At 45.2% G+C, this 24,712-nt stretch carries 8 protein-coding genes; 4 read left to right on the top strand and 4 right to left on the bottom strand.

Features of this window, described 5'->3' with window-relative positions; genetic code table 11:
• Positions 1–152: 152 nt before the first annotated feature.
• Positions 153–9,386, bottom strand: coding sequence for a Tc toxin subunit A-related protein (locus CEQ75_RS09020; protein WP_089610038.1), 9,234 nt, complete (start codon positions 9,384–9,386; stop codon positions 153–155).
• Between the two features lie 99 nt (positions 9,387–9,485).
• A complete protein-coding gene (locus CEQ75_RS09015; protein ID WP_089610037.1) occupies positions 9,486–17,075 on the bottom strand; it encodes a SpvB/TcaC N-terminal domain-containing protein in 7,590 nt (2,529 codons plus the stop codon).
• A gap of 314 nt (positions 17,076–17,389) precedes the next feature.
• On the opposite strand from CEQ75_RS09015, the gene CEQ75_RS09010 reads away from it, so the two are divergent.
• From CEQ75_RS09010 to CEQ75_RS09000, 3 genes are all read left to right on the top strand, one after another.
• Complete coding sequence (locus CEQ75_RS09010) at positions 17,390–18,799, top strand: PIG-L deacetylase family protein (RefSeq protein ID WP_157677387.1); 1,410 nt, start codon at positions 17,390–17,392, stop codon at positions 18,797–18,799.
• A gap of 260 nt (positions 18,800–19,059) precedes the next feature.
• Positions 19,060–19,686 (top strand): copper amine oxidase N-terminal domain-containing protein, encoded by a 627-nt coding sequence (locus CEQ75_RS09005; RefSeq protein ID WP_089610035.1) that lies wholly within the window; start codon positions 19,060–19,062, stop codon positions 19,684–19,686.
• A complete protein-coding gene (locus tag CEQ75_RS09000) occupies positions 19,683–21,386 on the top strand; it encodes a beta-propeller domain-containing protein (protein ID WP_089610034.1) in 1,704 nt (567 codons plus the stop codon). The genes CEQ75_RS09005 and CEQ75_RS09000 overlap by 4 nt, the downstream gene beginning before the upstream one ends.
• A gap of 284 nt (positions 21,387–21,670) precedes the next feature.
• On the opposite strand, the gene CEQ75_RS08995 is transcribed toward CEQ75_RS09000, so the two are convergent.
• Complete coding sequence (locus CEQ75_RS08995) at positions 21,671–22,813, bottom strand: hypothetical protein (RefSeq protein WP_089610033.1); 1,143 nt, start codon at positions 22,811–22,813, stop codon at positions 21,671–21,673.
• A gap of 259 nt (positions 22,814–23,072) precedes the next feature.
• Between CEQ75_RS08995 and CEQ75_RS08990 the strand changes: the two genes are divergently transcribed.
• On the top strand, positions 23,073–23,900 hold the full coding sequence (locus tag CEQ75_RS08990) for a nucleoside hydrolase (protein WP_089610032.1): 828 nt from the start codon (positions 23,073–23,075) through the stop codon (positions 23,898–23,900).
• A 60-nt stretch (positions 23,901–23,960) separates the two neighbouring features.
• On the opposite strand, the gene CEQ75_RS08985 is transcribed toward CEQ75_RS08990, so the two are convergent.
• Positions 23,961–24,575 (bottom strand): AAA family ATPase, encoded by a 615-nt coding sequence (locus tag CEQ75_RS08985; RefSeq protein WP_242965430.1) that lies wholly within the window; start codon positions 24,573–24,575, stop codon positions 23,961–23,963.
• Between the last annotated feature and the right edge of the window lie 137 nt (positions 24,576–24,712).

Genomic DNA, 24,712 nt, shown 5'->3' with positions numbered 1-24,712 from the left:
ACTTCTATCATTTCTATCTCTGCTATCTTATCACGAAACCGCCGTGCTTCACAAGGAGTCAGGCGGTTATTAATTGCTTTACATCAAGAAAAGAATGCCAACAAATTTGCTTTGTTGGCATTTTTTGGCGCCGGTAAACAGGTTAAATAATCTTATCCCAGCTCAGGAACCTTTTTAAAATGATACTTGACGATGGCCGTCAATCCATCAAGGTTTTTCAATTGGTCAGGTTCCAGGGATAATTTAAATAATGTATCCAGGGAAATATCAGTGCTGGCGCCCAGGCTCATTTTCAGTTCATCTCTCTTTTCCAGTTGCACTTCATTTTCGTCAATTTTAATGGTCAGCGCCATATGGTCCTTAACCTGAGCTGCAAACACCACATTTTCGATTTCAATCTCCCCATTAAGAGCCTGCACCGGATAGGGCAGCCTTGATTTTTCTATCATTAGATCCACAGTTCCCTTGTTCTTAAGGAGATGCCACTGATTGGGCAGATCCAGCTTTAGGTTTAATGCACTCATTAATCCTGTTTCCTGAAGCTCTTCTTGCAGGGTCTTCAGCCATTTGCCCAGATGCTTGTTTGCCTCCCCTTTAATTTTCTCACCGCCTTCACAGGCCGTATACCTGAAGTGGATCACACAGTCTGCGATGCTATGATAGTCAAACTGTCGGAATTTCGGGAGTTCCAGGCGCCATCTGCTGATGACTCCCGCCCCTTCAAAGGGCAGATATCTCTCATCCCTGAAATTCAGTTCAAACATGCCCGTGTCATTTTGACCGGAGCTGGCGGCAATCCCATTGATCGGGATGGCATAGGAACTGAATCTTGGATCTGTTTCTTCCTGGTCTTCCTCATAAGCCTTCCCGCCGATGGCCGTATTGCGGAACTTATTTTTCAGAAGGGTCAGGGTTGCGTTTACGCCGGTGTAAGGTCCCGCGATACACGGAATCGATAAAGCTACAGCTTTAATGCGTCGTTTATAATGTCCGGGATAATCCATATCGAAGAGCACCTCAGGAATTTCAAATTCACATTTTCCTGTTTCCCTCAGCTGCATGACAGCTAAAGGATTTAACTGGTATAAAGAGATCTGTTTTGATACTTCATAGTCATAACCCCGTTCGTTTTGGTATGCTGCCTCCAGCTGCTTTAAGCCCACATAAAGCTGCTCTCCGGCTAATAATCCGTCACGTCCGGCATCAAAATAACCGGATTGGATAAAGTTGGCACTGCCGATACCCCTTTCAAAGCAATAGGTTTTTTCCGCTTTCTTAGCCAGCTCGTAAGCCTGGTTATAAACCTGATGATATAGGGTCTTCAGGCTTCCCCTTATCCAGGTATAAAGCTCTTCATTGGTGTACTTATTTCTGATAAACTCTTCTGCTTCATAGGCATTGTCGATGGCCTGCTGCTGGTTTTTTATTTCCTGCTCCGCAATATTGATCCGTATTTCCTGGGCCGTAATCTGCTTGTCGATCTGTTTAAGCTCGTACCCGGCCAAATTGGCTTGGAAGACACGCTCCTGAAGGGCGCGGGTAAAGCCGCCCTTTTTACCTGCCGTCTGGGATTGATAGAGCAAATGATCTGCATAGATTTTTAAGCCCCGTCCTACAGCAGTGGTGGCATTTGCTAAATTGGGGAAGCCCCAGATCACGCCGGCTCCCACCCCAAAAGGTTTTCCATCAACCGTCATGGAAGGAAGGGCATGGAACACTGAAGCCAAAGTTTCTACTGCGCCGATGCCGGTCTGCCAATCTGCTGCGGCACTGGCCTTATCCATATCTTCTTTTTCGAAGGGGATCAGCTTTAAGCCGCTCTCCCCGTCAACAGTGACAATATCATTAGGGATGCCGTTAAAATCAGCCGTATTATCCGGTACCAGGCTTTCATCCAGACCGCTGAGTTTTAAGTAGTATTTCATTTTGGCCTCAGGTGCCAAGCGGTTTTGCGTTAAACTGTCCAGATTCTTCTGGGCTTCCTCAAGCTGCTTTTTCTTGATTTCCATAAGGAGATTTTGCATCCCCCCCTCGTGTTTGGCGCGAATCTGGTCGATGGTTTCATTATCTTTTTTCTCGAGGGCGGCAAGCAAAGTGCTTCCTAAAGTCTTTAGTTCACTGCAAAGCTCCAGGGCCTTTTGCAGCAAATAGTAGAAGCGGTAGTTGGGCATCGGTGTATTAAGATCATTTAAGACCGATTCAATGCTTAAGCCCTGAGCGGCAGCCTTAACCAAAAGAGCCGGATCAATGGGCGGCTCAAAGAGGGGCAGCTTTCTAAACACACCTTCAATATTCAGACAGTGGCGGATCTTGAACAACCTATCCGCCAGGGTATCCCAGTAGCCCATCAGCTTCGGATTATTCGGGAGGCAGAAGTATCCTGCCGAAGCGGTGCCAAAGATATTGGCCATGGCAATTTCACCATTAATCACATTAAAAGGCAAGGTCGTCTGGTTGCTGAAGGGGGCGGCCAATTCCAACTCCACCATGGCATTGCCAAAAGCATCCCATTTATCCAACAGGCCCAGATAAGTCTCGGCCCTTTTTTTACCCCGCTTGGGAATCATCATCGGCTTTCTGCCCAGGATGTGACCTGCGTAAACGTACAACTGGATGGCCTGGTTGATGGTTTCGATGGTATCCTGACGGAAAAGATGGTCTGCCCAGGCAATCAGGTTATCGAGATATTTCATAACCACCCACTTCATATAAGCGACTGGTCTGCTGCGCGCCACCATGTGCGGCATAAAAGGTTTGTTGCGCCATTCGCTGATGGTTTTATCCCCGGTGTTAGGCTTCAGGTTATTAAAAATACTGTCCAAAATTCTTTGACTGTTGATTTGCTTAAAGGGATTAAACTGCCAAAAACGTGTATCCTCCGTCCCCTGGGCAATGGGATTGAAGACAAAATGGAACCATTTCATGGCTTCTTCATAATGCTGGCCTTTGCTTAAGGCATTAGCCAGCAATATCGGCGTATGGAAGAACAATTCCCAGTTGTATAGGGAGTAAGGCCTCTTTAATTCATGGTAGCTATTGGGAGTAATGGAGCTATCGTCATGGTCAAAGGGGCCAAAGCTGTCCAGGTTGAGAGCCAGGTTTTCCCGGAAGAAGGTCTCCAAAGCACCGATATTGATCATGCCCAGGAGTTTATGGGTATCGGGATGGTTAAATTCACTTAGATAAGGATCCAAGCCCTGGATTTTTTCCCGGGAAGCCTGATCATAAAAATAGATCTCCTTATTTTCCCTGGTTAAGCTGGAGGAATTAATCTGCCAGGAATACAGTCTTTTCGATTGACCCGTTGCCGTTTGCTGATTAAAGTAATCAATGGGCATTGCTTCCGTACTGACTTGAGCCGCGGTTTTCAAAGATGTTCCGTCAAAGACAAAAGCCCCTTTGTTGCCGCCGTCGCTATCGAGAAAGTCATCCACATCAATTAATACCTTATCAGCATAGACAATCTGCACGAACTTAAAAAACTGAAGATCATGCTTGTTATCGATCTGATTTGAAAAAACAGCATCCTTGCTGACCTGTTTCTGCGTCCACTTGCCGTTTCGATACTCGCTCCAGGCCATTTTAATCTCGTAATATTCAATTGGTTTTGATTTACCGATGCCATCACTGTCTTTACCCAGGGTTTCAAACCTACCGCCGGCAGCATCAGAGCTGGGTTTTGTCTTTTTGATGATTTGGGGAAAGAACACCAGCAAGCGATGGTTCCAAAGGGCCGGGATTAGATAGCATCCATTGTCCACTTCATCCTTAATGGCAGTGCCCACATTGGCAGCATCCGGTTTGAGCGCATCATAGCTTGGGATATCAAGCTGCATCTTTTCCCATGGATACCAGTTCCTTTCCTCGGCCTCAAAATAGCGGTAATAAAACATATAAGGTGCATTACGGGTACGGGCGAAGATATGAAGCTTCCGGGGAGCATTGGTTTTATTGCCCCATTCATCAGACTTCATTTCGATATAAAGCCCCACCACTTCCAGATTGGCAACCTCGTCCACCTTATACAGGTAAGACTTAAGGGCATCCGTAACATTTTGTCGGTTAATGTCCTTTTGCAAGAGTTCGCTTTCCAGCTCCTTAAAGAAGGGACTCTTATCATCACGGAGATTGCTTTCAATCCAGTTTTCCGGATAGAGGAACACCTTGCGGTTGGCTTCCCAAACCCTGTAACGCTGCATCCAATCCCAGCGCTTCCTGTCTAAAACATCCGGCTTGATACCGCTCTTTTCTTCCTCTAAGCCAAGGAAGCAGCGCTGAATGAACAACTGCACCGATGAGATGGCCTGTTTGATGCGGGAGGTTTCCATGCAGGCATCCATTTGTACATCGATCAGGAAGTATTCAAACAATCCGTCCGCATCAATCACGTTCCAGTCCAGCAATTCTTTTTGCTGCAACAAATATCCGGTGAGAGCCTCCTTTTGGTTATTGCGCAGCTGATCGTGGAGGGGTTTTGCCGCCTGTTCCCAGTCGCTTTGATTATATTTTGCGCGGATCGTAAATTTAATGCTCTCCGCAGTCTTGCGGCAGGTCTTGAAATGGGAAGTAGGCACCGCCCACTCAAATAACCGGTCAATATCGACGCCTGTTTTATCGGCTACCTTTAAAGCTTGCTGAAGCTTTAGGAGATTTATCTCATTCTGATAATCCTCCCGCCGGTGGATATTGAAATGTTCCTGGGCGATCAGCTTTTCGATGCGCTCTTTTTTCCATCCTGTCAGAGCGGCGATCTTTTCAGATAGCTTGCTCTCCTCCGCTCCCGGGTCAAAGACCCACTTCCAGAACTCCAAGAGATTGAACTCTCCCTGAGGGAGAGAATTTCTCAGTCTGACATAGGCTTCCAGGCGCAGCCACTGCAGCAGGGTAAGCGCGTTAAAGTCCAGGTGATCAAAGCTGCTTTTGTAACGATCTAAAAATTGAATTTCAGCAGCATTCAAATTAAAGGCAGATACGAGAAGGGCAGCTTTTTTCAGCATCACCAGCGCCGGTGCACATCGTTCAGATGCAAAGTCAGGGATCAGGGCTGATGAAGGAATCGGGGCCGCCGTTGAGGCCGGGGTTTTCCAGAAAATATTTTTCAGTTCAATGCCGGTTGTGGTCAGTTGATATAATTTTCCGGATTGCAGCGGTCTTGCTTCGCTCCACCATTCATTGGTGGGGTCTTCAAGTGCCGTAAAATCGAGAATTTCCCCATCGATGGTGACAGTGGGCTGATTGTCCTGATTTTTAACAATAAACCGATAGTTTTCTCCCTTTGGGGGGACCAAATATCCGCTCCAATGCTCCGTATCAGGTTTGGCACTCTCCTTGATTTTTTCGAAAACATCGTAAATGGGCGCTTCGGGAGTACCTGTTTTCAGTACATGTGCAATCAGAACATCGGTAACCTTAAGATCAAGACCGCTGAAATTGGCCAGGCTTTCCATGATAAAACGGCGACTTAACTCCTGACGTAAATAGGGCAAAAATACGGCCAGGAAAGCTGCCCTTTTCTTAGGAGCTGTATTGGGATCCTCTTCTCCCTCCGGTATTTCCTCGATGAGTTTGGTGATATCACCTGATTTGATCACCTCTTCCAGCTGTGTTTTTTCGGCCGCCGTTTTGGTCTTTTCATTTTCAAAGATGCCCGAAAGCAGCTCTTTAAATAATTTATCCTGCTGCTTTTGGATGCGGGTGAGGGTATTGACCCAATCGGCACTATGGTCCAGATTCTGATAGTCAAAAAGCTCCCCAGGGGTTAAAATGCCCGTGACCTGAACTGTTCCTGACTTATCATACTTCAGCTTGCCTTGCAAAGTACTGCTGTCCGGAATACTTAAGATCAAATTCTTGGGTGCATTGGTTATAAAGGTGTTGGTACCCTCTAAGATGCCGATAATTTTTTCTGCCGTTTCGCTGTCAAATATTAAGCCGGCTTTTGTCCTGATCAAATCACCGGTAGCCTGCTCCAGGATATTGATCTTTTGCAATGAGGGGTCATTAATTGCTGCATCGGCTTTGAGGTCCTGATGTGCTGCATCAATGGCATTTAAACCGTCATAAAGATTTTTTGCCGTGAGCAGCATGCTTTTTTGACTGGGCGCCAAGGGTTTCTTTTCATCGTCCTTGTCCATAATAATATAGCTTAACTGCTGATAGGTAAATCCCGCCTCCTCCATCCTTTGCCAGCGATCGATAAATTCCAGGGAGGCATGGGCATTTTTAAAGATTTCCTCTTGACCAAACAAAGTCATAATCTTGATCAAAGCAGGAATTTTTACGCCCAGCACTTTTGACAGTAATCTAAAGCGGTATAACAGGGACAGGTTTTCCAGGTTCAGCTGATCCCGCTCCCCATCATGCTCTAATGCCGCTTCCAGGACCGTCTGAATATCATCTGCGGAAAGATTAAGGGCGGCCATCACAGCCGGCAGATGCTCCCCTAGTTTAGCATTACCCCCCAAAAAATTACCCTGATCATCAGCTTTGAACACTTTATCGATGCCCAGCACATTGTGGGTCAGAAACAGTCTCTGATACAGGGATCTTTCTCCTCTTGTACTGATCTCATTCCAGAAGGTCAGGAGCTTAATAAGTTCCAGACCTGTTCGATCCAGGAGTTCCTTCACAGCTGCCAGCTGATGGATGAGCTTGCTATCAATCTCAAGCAGCTGGGCGGGCTGATCCTCCGGGCATTCGCTGCAACCGGTGTCAATGCACTCATCATTAAAACAATCAGCACAAATGCTCTCCTCCGGATTAGCGTTTCCATCATTCTTCCCACCCAATCCTGCCAGAGCCTGATCCGTTTCATCTATGGTCCAGCCAAGTTTTTTCCATAAGCGGATAAAACGATGGATCCGATCGTATTCATCAGCCGTTAAAGGGGTGCCGTCAAGATGCTGGAGCAGGGCGGTATCAAGGTCGCAGCTGTCTTTTTGTTCGATCATGACCAGATAGAGTTGGCCCTCGATGATCAGGAAACAGCCCTTTTCACCTTTCACCCCGACAAAAAATAAATCCTTGGCAATACTTTTAGCCTGATCATGATATGGGTCCTTTAAGGATACTGCTCCCGTGTTTTTGTCGATGCTACCGATTTCCTCTTGTTCTTTGTTATTAAGAACCAAGTAGATTTTACACTTCTCAACGATAATCCTGCTTCTACTTACCATGGCCATGGCTGTGGTCATATGGGATATGCCCTGCTGCCCGATGATAATTTCACCGTCGACACAGCCTTTGCCGCTTTCAATCACGATCATCCGGCCTGCTTTTTCAAAGCTGCATTTAACCCAGTGGATGATCTCCTGATCCGAAATCTCAGTTTCAGCACAATATGACTTGGGACAGCTCAGGGTGCTTTTACCGGTCGGAAAACCAATTTCATCCTTAAGGAGCGGGGCCAATTCCGCCAATTTTTCACCTTTCACCAAATCCTCTGCCATTTTGTCCAATCCGTGGGCTGCCGCATAGTTCTGCAAAAACCGGTAGCTGAAATGCAAACTCTCCATAATCCTTTTCCCTTTGCCCTTGGGTAGATGGGGATTGATGTATGCTGTTTTTAACAGCTCCACCAGGTGCAGATAGTCGATCCCCGTGCGGCGCAAAAATTCTTTTTTAATCAATGTCAGCCCATTGTCCCCCAGCATAGTTGCGTCATCATCAAAACCGTAGTAGCGGCAGACAGGTTTAACGCCGATCAACTGTTGATATTCGTCATCGGTATGGCTTTTGTTTTTAAGCTTATCCATTAATGCTCTGCTTTCAAAGCATTCCTTAGTCAGAATAACGTATTCTTCCATGGTAAGACCTAAAAATTCAGCATCAGCAGCTCGATCAAGCTCCTCATCCTTGAAACGGGTAAGGTCTTGATCAGGGCTCTCGTTATTTTTTCTGAAGGTTTTAATGACTTCATAACGGCTGGTATCCAAATAATCCAGATAAATCCTGGCCGCATCAACAGGCTGGTGATAAGGGAGGGTAAAAGGATAAACCGCATTTTTCAATATACAATAGGCCTGGTACTCGGTGTGCTGCGGCTCCGCAAGGAGTTCACCGCTGGTCTCATCCTCCACGTTAAAGGTTTTCAGTTGTTTAAAAGCCACATAATTTTCCATGACCTCATTAACCAAATCCACATAGGGCAAAATAGTGTTGGTATTTTTGCAGGTCAGCTCCAGACAGCCCAAGTCCGGCCGGCGCTGAAAAAGCTTTTCCAGGGGCGTGCCGGCAATGTCCTTGGCATTCGGTTTAATTGCCATCTCTCCCCCAAGGTTCGGATCCAGATTGTTGTTACGCAGGTATTGCAGCAGCTCCACATAGTATGAGGCGGCGCTGTAGACGGAATCACACTCTTCGCATTGGCAAAAATCAGCATCCCCAAAGAGCAGCTCCCAGGAAAGATTATGCTTGGTCAAGGTGTCTTTGAGCAGGGCTTCTAACGATTCCACCTGGTCCCCACCCTCAAGCATATGCATCTCATTCCCAGCATCAGCCTTGTTCATGCTTTTGTCGATCATGGCAATGCCGGTGCCCCGGCCTGCTTCTCTTAAAGCCATGATCGCCTGTTCATTTCTCACCCGAACCTGTTGAGCATTGCTGTGGATCTGTAAGAGCATAGTCTCATCTAAGCCGCTGCCCCTCATGGCGGAAACAAACTGTGCCTCGGGGAGAGCGGAAATCTCCAGGGCAGAATGAAGATTTGCTTTGTAAAGAACCGGCAAAGCATCGGTATCAGGGCTGAGGGCGGTAATGCGCTGCAGAATTTTCAGGTTCTTGATCACGCTTTCCCGATTTTCCCCAGGTATTTCCCCTAAGTTCTCTTCATTTTTAATGATCTCATAGACTGATGTGGTTTTAATATTGAAATCAGGCTGTTTTTCTAAGACCGCTGTGAGATTTCCCCCGATCGCGTCATTGAGCAGAGGAACCTTGGGATCCTTGATCATGTTAACCACCATGGCCGTCGGTTCGATGGCAAATAAACTGCGGTGCAGGTTGACGGCGTAAGCCTTTTTATCTTCCTTTGCTGCAACCGGCGCAAGGTCTTCCACCTTTTTGATAAAATCCTCCTTGCTTAATGATAATGCGATCTCATTCATGGAATTGAGCTTCCTGTCTTTTTGAAAAGCAGAGATCAGTTCCTCGTTGTCATGGCTCCAATCAGCAAGCTTTTGGGTAAATTCGATATTTTGTATAATTTTGGGGGTAAACCCCTCTTCCCCTTTAAGTTTAACAAGGTCAGCTTTTATTTGGGGCCAATCGCCTTCGTTTTTTTTGAAAATTACTTCAAAAGTTTTCTGTTGCTGCTCGGATTTTAAATCAGCTTTGAAGAAATTGATCTTCAGGTCCATTAATTTTGGGTTATCAATTCTATTTGCCATAAAATGTTCCCCCCTTGTTGGTGATTATTTGTTTGATTATCGAGACGGTACGAATAACTTCGATCGTATGGGACCTCTTCGCAGGGATTATTAATTTTATTATCGGGACGGCACTCTTACCGGAGGGTTTGGAAGCTGGTTGCCGGATCGGCATACTAAGTTATACACATCATCCACACTTGTAAAACCCGGCGCCTCGGCTGCTGTCATTGAATAAAAGGCTTTTAAATCTTCAAAAGTTTGACTTGGCGCAGGTGGTAATGTGCCCTCACCTGAAGACCGGATGGTCACAGGCCCTATCTCGGCCTCACCAGAAAAGCTTCCGCGCACAGATCGATTCACTATTCTTTGAACCGCGGTGGCCCGGCCATGCTGAGAGAGGAGATCAGTTGAGTGCCCCTCAAGAGCAACCGTCACGGCACTGGCATGGTTTGGATTTCCCGTCGCCGATGGACCTCCCGGAGAATATGATGCTGATTGGTGCACATGGTGACCGCCTTGAGAACTATATGTTCCTTCCGAAACCGGTGGTTCTGAGGATACAGGTTCTGACGCGGCCGGCTCACTGCTGCTGGGCGTTGATTCCTGCTGGGAACTGCCGCCGCCTCCCGATCCCGAAGAACTCATGGTTGCCAAAATCGGCAAGGCTGTTGCCGTTACGCCGGATGCAGCTTCAACCAGCACCGGGGTCACAACAACGGCTTCTGATAATAGGGGTCCTGTTGCCGGTGCCAATGTGCGGCCGCCGATCTGGGAAAGCCCCGCACTGGTAGGACCGGAAAAGGGAGCGGCAAGCAAGCCACCGAAGGCGGTTCCCATCTGGAAATCAGCCTGTTCCTCACTGATGGGATTATTAAACAGGTCCCGTCGGCGCGCAGATTGAACCACAGTAGCACCCGTTACCGCTACGCCGGTTACGGTAAGCCCCACCGCCACCGAAGTCGGAATCGAAATCGGTGCCGTAGCCACGACGGCCACCACCACTAAGGCGGTACCTAATCCCACCGCCACTCCTTTAACAATATCACGCCATGATTTTCCCGTAAAATCATTTCGGCAAATCGGATTGCCCCTGACATATTGGTAAAGATTCACTCCGTCCGCGATGCCAATGGGGTCCGGACTCAGCCATCGGCCCAGCCAAGGAGAATAATACCTGGCACTATGATACTCTAAGCCACTTTCCTCATCCCTTTCCATACCTGTATACCGGTAGCGTTTGGCCGCGCATTTTATCGACGCGTCTTTTGCCTGGTAGGCCGTTGTTCCGAAAGGATGATACTCTTCGTAGCTGATCACTCGGGCAGCAGCATCAAGTTCCAAGGCCGCGGAACCAAGATGATTATGCAGCTGGTAGCGCACGGTACGCTCCGGAGCACTTGCACCCATGGGTATCCCTAATAAAGAACCTGGGTTGGTTTCCGTATCGATCATGACAAAACGGTGCTGCTGATCCATCAGACTGAGGCTGGTACGCTCAAGGCCCGCATCGGCTCCGCTGTGCTGCTTGTAAAGCTCGAAGCTACCCAGATAAATGCGCTCGTCTTTTTTACCGGGGGTGATACCTGGATCAGCTTGATTTTCAGTTATTTTCCTGAGGCGCCGGCCTTGACCGTCATATTGGTAGTACGTAGTCTCCCCAGTGCCCCCGTCGGTACGTTTCTGGCGCGTTGTTCTGATTAGCTCTTCCTTAAAGTTCCAGCCCATCTCCTCTAAATGGGGCATGGCCGTAAGATACCCATGCTGCTTATGGTGCTGATAAGTGTAGATCTGGCCGCCCACCTGAGTGCTGATCAGCCGGTTATTTGCCGGTTCATAACTGTATTCCCTGGTCCAGTTGTTACCAGCGGCCTGATGCCTCATTTGCAGGATATTGCCCGCCCCGTCATAAACATAGCTTTGGGTGTAATTTCTCATATTCATGGGATCACCAGAGTTAAACTGCTTGAGATAGGCGCTGTCATTCCAGTTGTCCTTGCTGTCGAAGGTGAGCGGCTCATTGTTTTCCCTGCCGGTAGCCTCGGCCAATCGGTAAAGGGCGTCATAAGTATAGGCAGCTGCCCCGGCAATTTTTTGGTTATCAAAAAAACGCACCGGAATATTGTGGTCTTCAATATGGGTGATATTTCCTACCGGGTCATAGGTATAGTGCAAATCCTGCAAGGGATCTCCATTTTGCCGTTTTGTTGCCATCCCCTTCAGCCGGAAGGTTTTTTCATCATAATTAAACAGGGTAAAAACATCATTGCCATAGGTAATCTTATTGCGCTGACCCTTTTCGTTATAATCAATATCCTTGATATAAGTTGCAGCAACACCGGCATTATTATGAAGAACCCTTTCCCTATTCACTAAGCCGGTCTCGTTGTATGAGAACATGATAAGGCTGCCATCCGGCACCGTTTGCTGCACAATCCTGCCCAGGGCGTCACTTTCTGTTTTCACAGGATAGCTTTCCGTTTCCAGGTCATTAACCAGATTGGCATCGGTCCAATCCACAATCCCCTGATAATTTTTATAAAGCATGCGGATTGTTGATTTTGGCTGACCTTTAAAATCATATTCCGGCATTATCAAGAGTCCGCCGCTATCGTAATGCTTGATCACCTGACCCCTTAAGTTCTTATCTTCCGGATTTTGCTCTGTTTCCCCGTAAAAATACCGCTTAAAGATATTGTTCAGGGGAGCGGCCCCATCGCCCCCGATCACCTTACTGGATAGTGGGCGCTGCAGGATATCATAGAAATATTGAAACTCATGATTGCGCTCATCCCAGGTACGTAAGGGATGCTCCAGGATATTCAGAAGGAGCCGGCGCTGTCCCCCATCCATGCTTTTCTGATAAACCTTCCGGCCCAAGAGATCATATTTGAACTGCATCGCCGTATTTCCCCGAGGATCGATTACTTTCCGCAGATTGCCTTCGATATCCAATTCAATCCGGGTCAAGTAGAATTCATCTTCCCCGGCGGTGAGATGCCGGTTATGTTCTACGGAGAGAATCGGTCTGCCCAGATTATCAAAATGCTGGATATTAGGCGTATGGGCATGTTTTGCTGCCTTTTCCGCCGCTGTTTTTTCCTTTTCCGGATCCTTACCCTCATTGATCAGCGTAGCATCGATCAAACGACCGGCACGATCTTGATACCAGGAGGACTCCAAAACCGTATCGTTTTGGTCAGAAAAAACTTGTTTCCAGGCGTCAAACTCGACCCGAGTAAATGTCCCGTCCGGTAATTCAGTTTTTATCAGCCTTCCTAAGGCATCATAATACATGATGGGCGTGACACCCGTTTCCACCAGTTCTTTCAAGTCTTCATAACCGTGGACTGCGGAAAAATAGGGCTCATACTGCTTCACCGTATTGCCTTTGTTGTTAAGGACCTTTCTGCCGCTGCCGATCCAGCGAAGCTGCTGGGGGACAAGTTGAGCCGTGTCCACTTCGCTTACCCCGTAGCTATGATCAGGATTGACAACTGTGGTCTTGGCCTTGCCCGGTTCTGCCTGAACCTTCTTCATCACCATCTGACCCAAACCGTTGGAGAATTCAAAGCTGATCTGAAGGGATGCGTCATTATTTTTCACATAATGCTCTTCCCTGGCAATGGCAGCGATGACAGCGGGCTTGCCGGATTTTCGATAAGCGTCAAAGTCGTAGACAAAGCGCACCGTGGCATGGAAGAGCAGATTCTTGCCATGCTCCGTCAGCTCCATGGAGTTTGGGGCATTGACAAAAGCATCCACCAGGGTCTCTTCCGCCGGAGTTGAAAACTCCTTTAAACCAAGGAGATCATCTGCTTCCGACCCCTTGCCCATGACCGCCATAGCCTTCACCAAACCCAGCTCGTCGAAAATTGTCTCCGAGAGATTATGGTTCATATCCTTCATTCTCTGCGGTGCCAGGGTCCTAAAGTTAAAAAGATCCACCCCGGTTTTGTTTCCTAAGGGGTCCTCGGTTTCTTCAATAAAAAGATGATAGCTGCCCAAATACCTGACCTTGGTTTTCGCCCCATAGGGGTCGGTATATGACACCGGCCGATAAAAGCGGTTTTGGGCCTGGATCCTGGCTTCGCCTACCTCCAGATACTGATTTGTTCCGGATCTGATCCACCAGCTGTCCTCCCCTTCTCTTTTGGTGAACCTGCCTTCCAGCATTAGATCTTCGTTAACCCGTGAGCCGAAAATGTCCTCAAGCAGCTGGGGCGTATAGGCCAGCTGATAGCTTTCAAAAGGCAAGGCCATGGATTCCAGCCGAGATAAGGGCAGGGCATCTTTTAAATTATTGCTGCGGTAAAGGGTGCGCAGCTTTTCAACCAGCCTTTTCTGCACGGCTGATGATGGCGGGTTTTTATTGATTTCATGGTAAGCCGCTTCCCCCGCCTCAGCTAAAACGTCCTCAAAATCAGCCACGGTATATAAAGCTTCTTTTTTGCCCAGGCCTTTCAACTCATAAGTTGCCGCTTCTGCCGGGAGCCTAAGCCTATATGAATATTGATCATCAATATCATTGGTATAGCTGTTTTGGGTATAAGTGATCAGAGTCTTTTTCTGAGCTGACTGGGTTTCAGCAGGCAGGGAAGGGTCCGATTTGCTCCTGGGATAGACCACTGCAGCTGATTCCAAGATATTGCCGTATTCGTCCAGCTTAATGTTCAGGTTATGGGTAATTCTTGGATCCTCGGTATTACGCTCATAGTCGTAGGTAAGGGCTTCCCTTTCTTGCACGGCAAAGACGGCATGTTTGTTCCTGCCCTTGGGCTGGAGCAGCTGGATAACACAGTTATGGGCAGCCACAGAATAGGGTGTCAGCTGTCTTTTTAAATCCTCGCTGGAGGGATCATGAACCGGAGCATCGTAGGCGAAGATTTCCCGGTGCAGCTCCATGCCCTTACACGCCCTTAAGGCTTCCTTCCATTCCTGAGCTACCAGCTTGTCCAGAAGGGAGGGGTCAACTCCCGGTGCCGCCATCAGTTTGGCCTCCGGCAGGGATGACTCCCGGCTTTCCACCTCAAAACCCTGGCGTGCCATTTCCCGCTGCCAGTATTCCCCGGCAAAGTGATTCAAAATGTTTTCCCGGTCCAAAAAAGCTCCCGTATGAAACCAGCTTTTAGTGACCACCGGCTCCTGATGCAATACCTTTTCTACAATGTTGCCGGCCGTCCCTTGGACCCAATGTTCAAAATCCTCGGTATCGGTCTGTTCCACCATGCCAAAGCCTCGAAACTCCCTTTCCCCATGATCATAATAGCCATGATGGTAGCGATATTGGCTCACAAAGCGGAGTCCGGAAATTTTGTCTCTCGTCTCTATCTTGGAAAGGCAGTAGACCGGAAAGTGCAGCTTGGTAACCCATGGCCTGCCTGCCAGCTTGTCATCAAGATAAAACCTGGTGGACGGGGTATATGATAAGGTCACTTCTTTGCCCAGATTGTTTTTATAGAAAGTCATCAAATGGGGTTTCTTGCTCTCCATTAAATCGATATATTTCAAGGGTGCTTTCTTATCCTTTGCTAAAGGGCTGGACCAGGTAATGCAGGCAAGGCCATTACCCAGCAAATCGACCACAGTGACCTTGGCCTGATCATGCACCTCAGGAAATGGGTCGATTTCAAAGGGAAGAGAACTAAAGCCATTCCCGCTTACATTCAGCCAACAGCTGAATTTGTTTTTTCCCAGATAAATCACATCTGTCGTTCCTGAGCCGTCGATATCCGCTAAGCGGATGTATGAAGGATTAAAGGAAGCATCATGGTCAAAAACCGGGGCATGATCCATCCCCACCTTGGTGCCGAATCTGCCATAGCCCAGATTCGGCCAGTAACAGATGGCGCCGTTTCTGATCCTGACGATGTCCGACAGTCCGTCACCGGACATATCCGCCAGAAAGATGCTTTGCTCCAGGTCTGAGAAAAGCAGATTAGGTCCTTCTTCTTCATTAAATGATTGGAGGGTTTGATAAGGAATCTCAAAGCCCTTCCGTCCTGATGATTCGTAACAGACCAAAGCTTGATCCTCTGTAATTAAAATATCCTGCTTGCCGTCATTATTGATGTCCATCAGGCGCAGATTATTATCTTCCAAATTAAAGCTGGGCATCTGCCGAAAGGCTTTAAAGGTTTGCCAGTCTTCATTATCCCCTAATTCAAAGTACCCCTTGGGGTTGGCGCTCATGCTAACCAGTTGTTTAGTGCCGTCACCATCCAGGTCCAGCAAGTGCAGCCTGGAACCCAGACCGGCAAACGAAGGTTTAGGCGAAACCTGCTGAGCATCTGCAAAGCTGCCGCCTAAATTCCTTTTATAGAACAAAGCTCCCCCTTGCTCCGTGAGGATGCCCGCTAAACCTTCTCCATACAAATCCGTAAACAGATATTGAGGCTCATCTAATCCGGCCGGAGCATCGAGCAGTTCATCCGGGGCAATGTTTTTTACTTCCTTGCTCCAGCTATGCTCCTGATATTGAAATTCTAGGGGCGGCAAATGCTTTTCCGTATAGGTTCCGTCAGCCTTCTTGATGTAGCCGTGGCTGGTGATGGCAGTGAGAAACGTAAAACCCTCCGCCGCCGTATCGTATTCCAGATTCAGAGATTTTACCAATGATGAGCCTCCGGGCAGTTCATCAAAATAATGAAAGAGCATAATTCTTTCACAGCACCTGGTCGTCCTGATTTCAAAGCCGGCTTGATACTCTGAAAAGGCATCCTTCCGAAAGTTCCACTCCCTGATCTTTTTAAAAGGAGCCCCGCCCTCGTACTCACCGTAATCAAACACGGTTTGGAACATGTAATCTTGCTCATCCGGATATTGATCATTTAAATTCTGATAAGGAGTTTTATTGCCATAAAGGATCTTTGCTAAATAGAGATTGGTATAGGTAATAGCTCCCTGGTCCATCCTATTTTTGTGATGCAGCAATGAGCTTTCAAACCCGGCAGCATCTTCCCTCTGATAGATATAATTAAGGCAGTTTCCTTGATCATCAAAAGCGAACTCCGGTTTCCATTCATAGATCCTGTTCGGGTCTTTGGGGTCGCAGATTCTGGAAGCTTCGCTCCAGCCAAAAAGGGTTGTCCTATTATCCTTAGTGATAACTCTCCATTTGATTTCCCCGGAATTAATGTTGATCCATTTTTCGATCCTGGCAAACAATCCTTCAATTCTCGGCCGGTAAAATCGTACCACATAATCCGGGTGAGGAGAGTCCGGCGGATGCAGCTCTTTATACTGATAGTTTCCTTCATCATCCAAGGCAAAGCCGCCTTTTAGATCCCCATGGCTTTTCTGAAACTCCGGAACCAGGTCTTCGGTTTCTGAAAAAAGGAAGGTATCCGATTCGATATCGTCCAGATATTTGGGCAGACCCTGATCCGTTTTGCGTTTTATTGAGGGGAGACCCAAGCTCCATCCCAAGCCAAAAACGTCATTTCCGGCGCCTGAACTATAAGTTAAATTCAGCGCCGGAGTAACTCCTCCCCTGGCCGGAGAAAAAGGCAGCTGGACAGTGAAGGAAGCTGTCCCATTGACCGGGTTAACAGAAAATTTTTCATCAATCCCTTTAATGGCTCCTCCCCCTTTAGGCAAAGAGATCCCAGGAATTTCGATGGCGTTGGATTTGGTTTTGCCCCCATCAGTTTTCATAAATTGGGGGGATGAATTATTGCTTATCCTTTCATTACTCACCTCATTATTCATTTTACACCTCTTTTCCTCCAAACTTTCGATCCGGCAAACCGTATAAACAATATATTCGTTCTGAAATTTCTAAAATAGTCCGTAAACCGAAAATTTGGTCGGGAAGACCTTTTGAAAATTTGTTTTTAAGGTATTAAAGGATTATGAAAAATTTTCTCGAAAAGTAAACTTATTTTATCAATGGCAAGGGTGATTGGTATGATTGGTATCGTACCTGAAGTTTAAACAGCTTGAAAATAAGATGGAAATTGCCAAAGAAATAGGGCGATAGATATCATGAAATCAAGATAAAAAGGATTGATGAGATTATGCAGATGAAGAGAATTTTGAAAACGACTTTGACAATTGCCTTTATCTTGATAGCTGCTTTGATAATTTTGTTTTTCATGAGGGAGTACCTCTCCAACTATTTTGTCAGATCAAAATTAGATGATATTGTATTGCCTGGTAAAAACGACCATGTTCTTGTCTTTGCTCCTCATAATGATGATGAAGTACTTGGTGCCGGAGAATTGATCGGCAAGACCATAAAAAATGGGGCTTCTGTAAAGGTAGTTATGATGACGAACGGAGATGGTTTTAAAAATGCTGTACAGTTAGATTATTTCAAGCTAAATCCACAACCCTTTGATTATATTAAATTCGGATACCAAAGACAAAATGAGACGACTGCAGCACTGAATATGCTTGGGCTGTCAAGCAAAAATATCGTATTTTTGGGCTACCCAGATCGGGAACTGTCTGTTCTTTGGAGTTCCCACTGGGATAATTCCGATCCCTATATCAGCGCCTATACCCAAGTGAGCCGCTCTCCTTATTACAATAGTTTCACCAAAGGAGCTCCGTATGCCGGAGCAGATCTTGTCAGGGACATCACAACAATAATTAAGGATTTTCAACCTACACATATCGTAATGCCCCATCCCAACGATAAGCATCCTGATCATTGGGCGACTAATTGTTTTGTCAAATATGCATTGACTGCTCTCGACTACCATCCGGTAAAAGAATGGCTTTACTTGGTACACAGGGGGGATTGGCCGACACCGCCTAAGGAAAATATCAATATGTATTTAGTACCCCCGGCCAAACTGATCGGGACCGGTACAGATTGGCAAGCTCTTGATTTAAACGATCAGGAGATTCGTGAAAAAATCACGGCTATCCATTTATATAAGACACAAATTAATATCCTCAGACTGTTAATGATCGCTTTTGAAAGAAAAAACGAACTCTTTGGGGAATATCCGAATGCCAGGATCTCAAGGCTGGACAGAGCAGACAATGCCATCGCACCTGATAACAATAACAGGGTGATCATTGATCCGCTTCAGGATGCATTAAATCTTGAGATCAGCCGTGAAACTGACATTATTGGCGTTTATACAGAGCTGTCAAAGAATAATAATTTACACGTCTTCATTAAAACAGATGGAAAAATAGGCAAGCTGCCAAAGTATTATTTGAATATGATCCTTTTTTATGATCAGAAAATAGCGAGGCTAAGCTTGGCAGATGTTGATAATAAAATTACTTTAAAGCATGAATCAGCATTATCGATAGATAATTCAAGCGGTATCGTATCCGATACCAAGGGACAGTACCTGCATATTATGATACCTGGTAATATTATCGGAGAACCTAACCACATTTATATCAATGCCATGAGTTCCATCAGTGGCTACAGGATGGACAAAACAGCATGGAGAATGCTGGATAAGTGAACTCGTTCAGCTAAAGCTGAACATCGGGGCTTCAGATGGGGAATCTACCCCACCTGAAGTAAAAATCGGAACTCCCACTTATAGAAGTGGGAGTCTTGAAATTTGATAAATAAAAAAATACTTGCTGTTGTTGTGCTTAATCGGCTCTGACCGGAAACAAAACAGATCTTAGATGCGTCTAAGATAAATAATATCCAAAATTTGCAGAAATACATTGCATCAGCGTTAAAGGTCAACTTTAAAAATCAGGGGGTGCAGCTATGAAAAGTTTATCTTTGAAAAATGTATCTAAGAAAAATGTGAAAAAAATTGGTTTCCTTGTTACTTTATTATTGGTTATGGTCGGTGCATTTTGTCTATTTTCAACCTTTGACACAGCCAACGGACAAGGGGAAATTAAAGTGATCTGCAACAATAAAACTTTAAAATTTGACGTTCAACCCCGGATTGTTGATAATTATGTCTTTGTCCCATTCCGTACTGTTTTTGAAGCCTTGGATGCCCAAGTCACCTGGGATGAAAAAACCGGCACCATTAAAGCTGTTTCCGAACAAAGTGTTTTGGAAATTAATCTTCATGAAAACACCGCCATTATCAAGGGAAATAAGGTCACCTTATCACCGAAACCTATCATAGAAAATGGGCAGACTCTTCTGCCCCTGAGATTTGTCAGCGAGGCTCTTTATGCCCGTGTTTCCTGGGACGGGGCTCGGAAAACCGTATATATCGAAAAAATAAGCTCCCGGTGGTGGGCAGCTACCAAAATCTCAAAAAAATCCTGGAATCATCAGAAACAGCACGAAGAGAAGAATATCAAATTACAGATAATGAAAATGTTTCAGGCGGCGCAGGCGCAGGAGCACAGGTTCCCGCAAGCCAGGACATGAGTGAATCAAGGAAATCAGCAGACTATTCTACGACCAACATCCAGGTGGAAGGTGTTGACGAAGGTGATCTGATCAAAACCGACGGCACCTATATCTATCAGGTAAATAACAACCGGGTGGTAATTACCCGCGCCGTACCGGCAGAAAAAATGGCTGTTACCGATATTATTAATTTTACCGCCGGAGAATTTTCTCCCCAGGAATTATATGTGGATGACAAGCACATGGTGGTGATCGGTTCTTCCTATGATAACCGCCCCATGGCTAGACCCGGGATTTCCGAGGATATTAGAATTTACCCCCCGATGCCCAGGAGCCAAACAGTAAAAGCTGTTATTTATGACATTAGGGACAAAAACAAGATCAAAGAAATAAGAGTGGCCGAATTGGAAGGAAGCTATATCTCCTCCCGGAAAGTAGGCAGCCTGGTTTATTTAACGGCTAATAAGTATTTAGACTATTACCGCATCATGAATGGTGAGGAATCAGCAGCTCTTCCAATTTATCGCGACTCCATGCTGAAAGACACCGACATAAAAATCCCTTATAAGGATATCTGCTATTTCCCGGGCAGACCTCAACCCAATTATCTCTTGGCTGCGGGATTGGACTTGAACCATCCGGACAAGGAAATGAAGGTTGCAGCTTTCTTGGGAGCAGGACAAAATATTTATGCCACAGCAGACAGTTTATATGCTGCTGTTACCGGTTATCAGACCGGCGAAAAGGTTGCCCCTGAATTAAATACCCTTGTTTATAAATTCACCCTGGATCAGGGGGAAGTGAAGTTTGCCGCCCAAGGTGAAGTCCCCGGCACGATTCTCAACCAATTCTCCATGGATGAACATCAGGGGTTTTTCCGGATTGCCACAACCATCGGATCAACCTGGCGGAGCGGAGATACCTCCAAAAACAATGTTTATATCCTGGATGGAAAAATGAAGCTTGCCGGTAAAATTGAAGACATTGCTCCTGGGGAAAGAATATATTCGGCCCGCTTCATAGGCGACCGGGGCTACATGGTTACATTTAAAAATGTTGACCCCCTCTTTGTTCTTGACCTGAAAGACCCCAGAAAGCCGAAAATTCTTGGTGCTTTGAAAATTCCCGGATACAGTGATTATCTGCATCCCTATGACGAAAACCACATCATCGGTTTCGGAAAAGACACCGTGGAGCTTAGTCAAAAAGATGGGCAGGGAAAAGATGCAGGTACCATGGCTTTTTACCAGGGAATGAAAATTGCCCTCTTTGATGTCAGTGACGTGACCCATCCCGTGCAGAAATTTCAGGAAATTATCGGAGACCGGGGTACGGATTCCGAACTCCTCAGGAACCATAAAGCCCTTTTGTTTTCCCGGGAGAAAAACTTATTGGCCTTCCCTGTTACCGTGATGGAAATTAAAAACAAGAATCCGAACCAGAGCCAAAACAATTTTCCTGACTACGGAGAATTTACCTTCCAGGGAGCCTATGTCTATCAGCTTGACCTGGCAAAAGGTTTTGACCTGAAAGGGACCATTACCCATCTGAGTCAAGAGGATTATACGAAAGCCGGTTTAAATTGGTACTCCAACGCCAAAAATATCGAGAGAATCATCTACATCGGTGATACCTTATATACGCTCTCCCCGGGGATGATCAAAGCAAACAACTTAAACAACCTTACTGAAATCATGAGTTTGGAAATCCCGCAATAACCGGCCCTGTGGCAGTGCTCGGGAGTAGATCGTATTCCCCAAGGGGAAAAGAAAATATCTGACACTTTTAAGAAAACAGCGTATCCATTGTAGGCCCAATGGATACGCTATTTTCTTAAAAGTGTCGGGGTGTCATGCTTCTATTTTTGCAGATACTGTATTAGACTAACCAGAATAAATGCTGCGCCCAGCAGCAGATACATGAGAATTCAAGGAGGGCAATTCTTATACCAAGGTTTCTTACTCATCATATATGCTCCCTTCTATTCTTTTTTCATATGTGTTTATAGGCTATCTGCTTTAATAGGACTGATCGTAAATTCCGGCAGCCCCATTTTTTTGAGCACGTCAGGAGTTACAAATAACTGCCATTTATAGTTTATATATTCGCCCTCTGAAAGGGTAAACTTCTTTTCCCGATAAGAAACTTGATATTCCCAAACGAAACTACCCAACTGATTGATGTTAATCTTGATCCCCAATGACTCCATCAAAGGACGAAGGGGAATAAATTCCTTGTTTTCTCTTTTAAAAACATAAGGAACCGGAATAACCTGATCACTGATTCCAATTTCGTGCTCGTACCGGACAGTTTCTTCCGGAGTAATTACTTTTAAACCAGCCATCTGCAAATCCTCGGGAGAAATCGGTACTTTAGATGCCTCATCGGGTGAGAGATAAAACCTTTCCCAATTCATTTCCCGTTTTTCCAGTCTGGTTGAAAGATCCAGTGTCCAGTTCTCCCGTTTTGGTTCGTTTTTTACAAATAATATTTGATTGGTTTTTCCATCATAGGCATACAAGCTTCCCGATATAACTTTTTTAAATTCCTTTGTCTCTGGGTAAAAGATATAAATTACGTTCTGTCTCTCATTTTGACTATATTTATAAAACAAAATTGTGCTATCAGGAAGCCAGTAAAATCTACTGTAATCACCGGGGTTTACCAATTCCGGACGTTCTTCAATAGTACCATTTTCCAGATTCTTTAGCAGGAAACTTTTTGTTCTGCCCCCTGATCCATAATAGTCATTATACTGAAGACCCCACTTTTCATCCGGTGAAATTTGATACTGTTTTCCTAAGATCAACCGGTTATTCCCAATGTCATAATAATAATTTATATAGGGGTTGAATTTTTCACCTTTCTTTGCAATCCAAGCTTCGGGTAATTTGACATCATATGGCTTTAAAGGCTTGTAAAGAACACAAAATCTTTCTTCCAAGCGCACCCATTCATCCTGATCCAGGTTATGCATAATCACTGCGTTGTCTGTTACCTTCTCGTTTCTTGGCCGCAAATTATAGATATCGTAATTGGAATTATCATCATGCCAGCCACTGACCCAGTAATTATCCCAGTCTGCGGCAAAAGATGTTATGGGAAAAAGCATCACCGTAAACAGAATTAGTAAAATTCTTAACATTAGATCCACTCTCCTTTTTACTTTCTCCAAATCCTAATTTTCCCTGAAAATATTTGGGGGAGATTCATTTTTTAAATTCTAAATTAACAGACGCAAAATGGAAAATTTTGTTCCCGTTTTAGTCAAGGATCTTTTCTTTTACTTTTTCCAACCTCTTTAAAATTTAATTTCAGACATTTACATCAGATTTAACGACTGGATTAGGTAATGGTATAATGAAAGCATAGAAGCTCGATGAATAGCTGCATTGGATGATGTCATGAAGCTACTCACTACTGTTATGGGAAATATCAGTGTAGATCAGACAACTAATAATATGTTAAAACTTACTGAGCTATTTAATGTAGCTATTCCTGTGGCAAAAGGAAATCAACTTCCCTTACTCTGCAAATATGAAGATGCGGTTGAAGTTCACGGTGAAACCGGAATGAAGGGTTATAATTTTCCAGAACCCTCCCGCAAGGCACTTGAAAGGCATGCGGTTGCAGAAATGAAGGATTGTATTTTAAACAGCAAAGAAAAAATCACGATTGTTGCCATCGGTCCTTTGACGAATCTCGCATTACTCTTATCGGCATACCCGGAAGTAAAACAAAAGATAGCCGAAATTGTGATCATGGGTGGGTCAACATCCTTAGGAAATATGACCTCCTCTACGGAATTTAATATTTATGTGGACCCACATGCTGCACAGATGGTCTTACAATCCGGTTTACCGATTACTATGTTTGGTCTTAACGTAACGGACAGCGCCTTGCTTAAGAAAAAAGACGTTAATCAGATTAAGACTTTTGGAAAAGCAGGCGAGATGCTTTATGCGATTCTTACTAATTATAGAGGGGGAAGCTTAGAAACCGGGCTTAAAATACACGATGCTTGTACCATTGCATACCTTTTAAATCCGGCTTTATTTAAGTTTAAAGATTATTTTATGGAAGTGGCCTTAGAAGGTCCTGCCGCTGGGACCACAGTAGCCGATTTATATATGAAATATCATGATAGTCCAAATGTTAAGGTATGTATAGAAATTGATGCTAAGAATTTCCCCAAATGGATTGTAGAACAATTAGGGAATATAAACAGGTGAGCCGAAGGTACCATCGCCCCGGTTCATCAGGGCATCAGGTCATCAGGTCACCCTAAATCCCTATTCGGTTACCAGTTTTTTGAAAAATCTTTCCGTATCATTTAAAAACCTTTTCGTTATTTGATAGTGATCTGTATCCATATAATTGATTTTTTCCACAGGACGATGATCAAAATTGAGAATAACCCCCTGGGGAAATCCCATTAAGATCGGCGAATGAGTGGCAATGATAAATTGGGCATTGCCCTTTTCAATTAACTGATGCATCAATATTAAAAAGGCCAACTGCCTTTGGGGTGACAAAGCTGCCTCCGGCTCATCCAACAAATAGACGCCTTTTTGATTAAACCTGTTCATAAATAGGGAGAGAAAGGCTTCTCCATGGGACTGTTCATTCAAGGATTTTCCTCCGTAAGGCACGTACACACCATGCCCATCATCTTCAGCTAATTGATCCAGATAACCGGCAAAATTAAAAAACGTTTCCGCTCTTAAAAAGAATCCTCCTTTAATCTTGGGCATCCATGATAAGGTTAAAATATTTTCTAATTCTAAAGGACAATCCTCATCATCCATTCCAAAAATATTATTTTTCCCTCCACCTTGGGGAGAAAAACCACATTTATATGCAATAGCCTCCAGTAAAGTAGATTTTCCGGAGCCGTTTTCCCCCACAAAAAAAGTCACATCACTTTCAAAGGCAATCCCCGTTAACTCAGAGAAACAAGGAATATTGAAAGGATATTTATTTTTTTTGACGCCTTGGACCAGTCAAAATGAATTTCTTTTAGAAATGGCATAGGAACCTCCCC

Source organism: Dehalobacterium formicoaceticum (assembly GCF_002224645.1).
Taxonomy (GTDB): domain Bacteria; phylum Bacillota; class Dehalobacteriia; order Dehalobacteriales; family Dehalobacteriaceae; genus Dehalobacterium; species Dehalobacterium formicoaceticum.
Note: the sequence above shows the minus strand (reverse complement) of the source record. Positions and strands in the feature narration are given on the sequence as shown.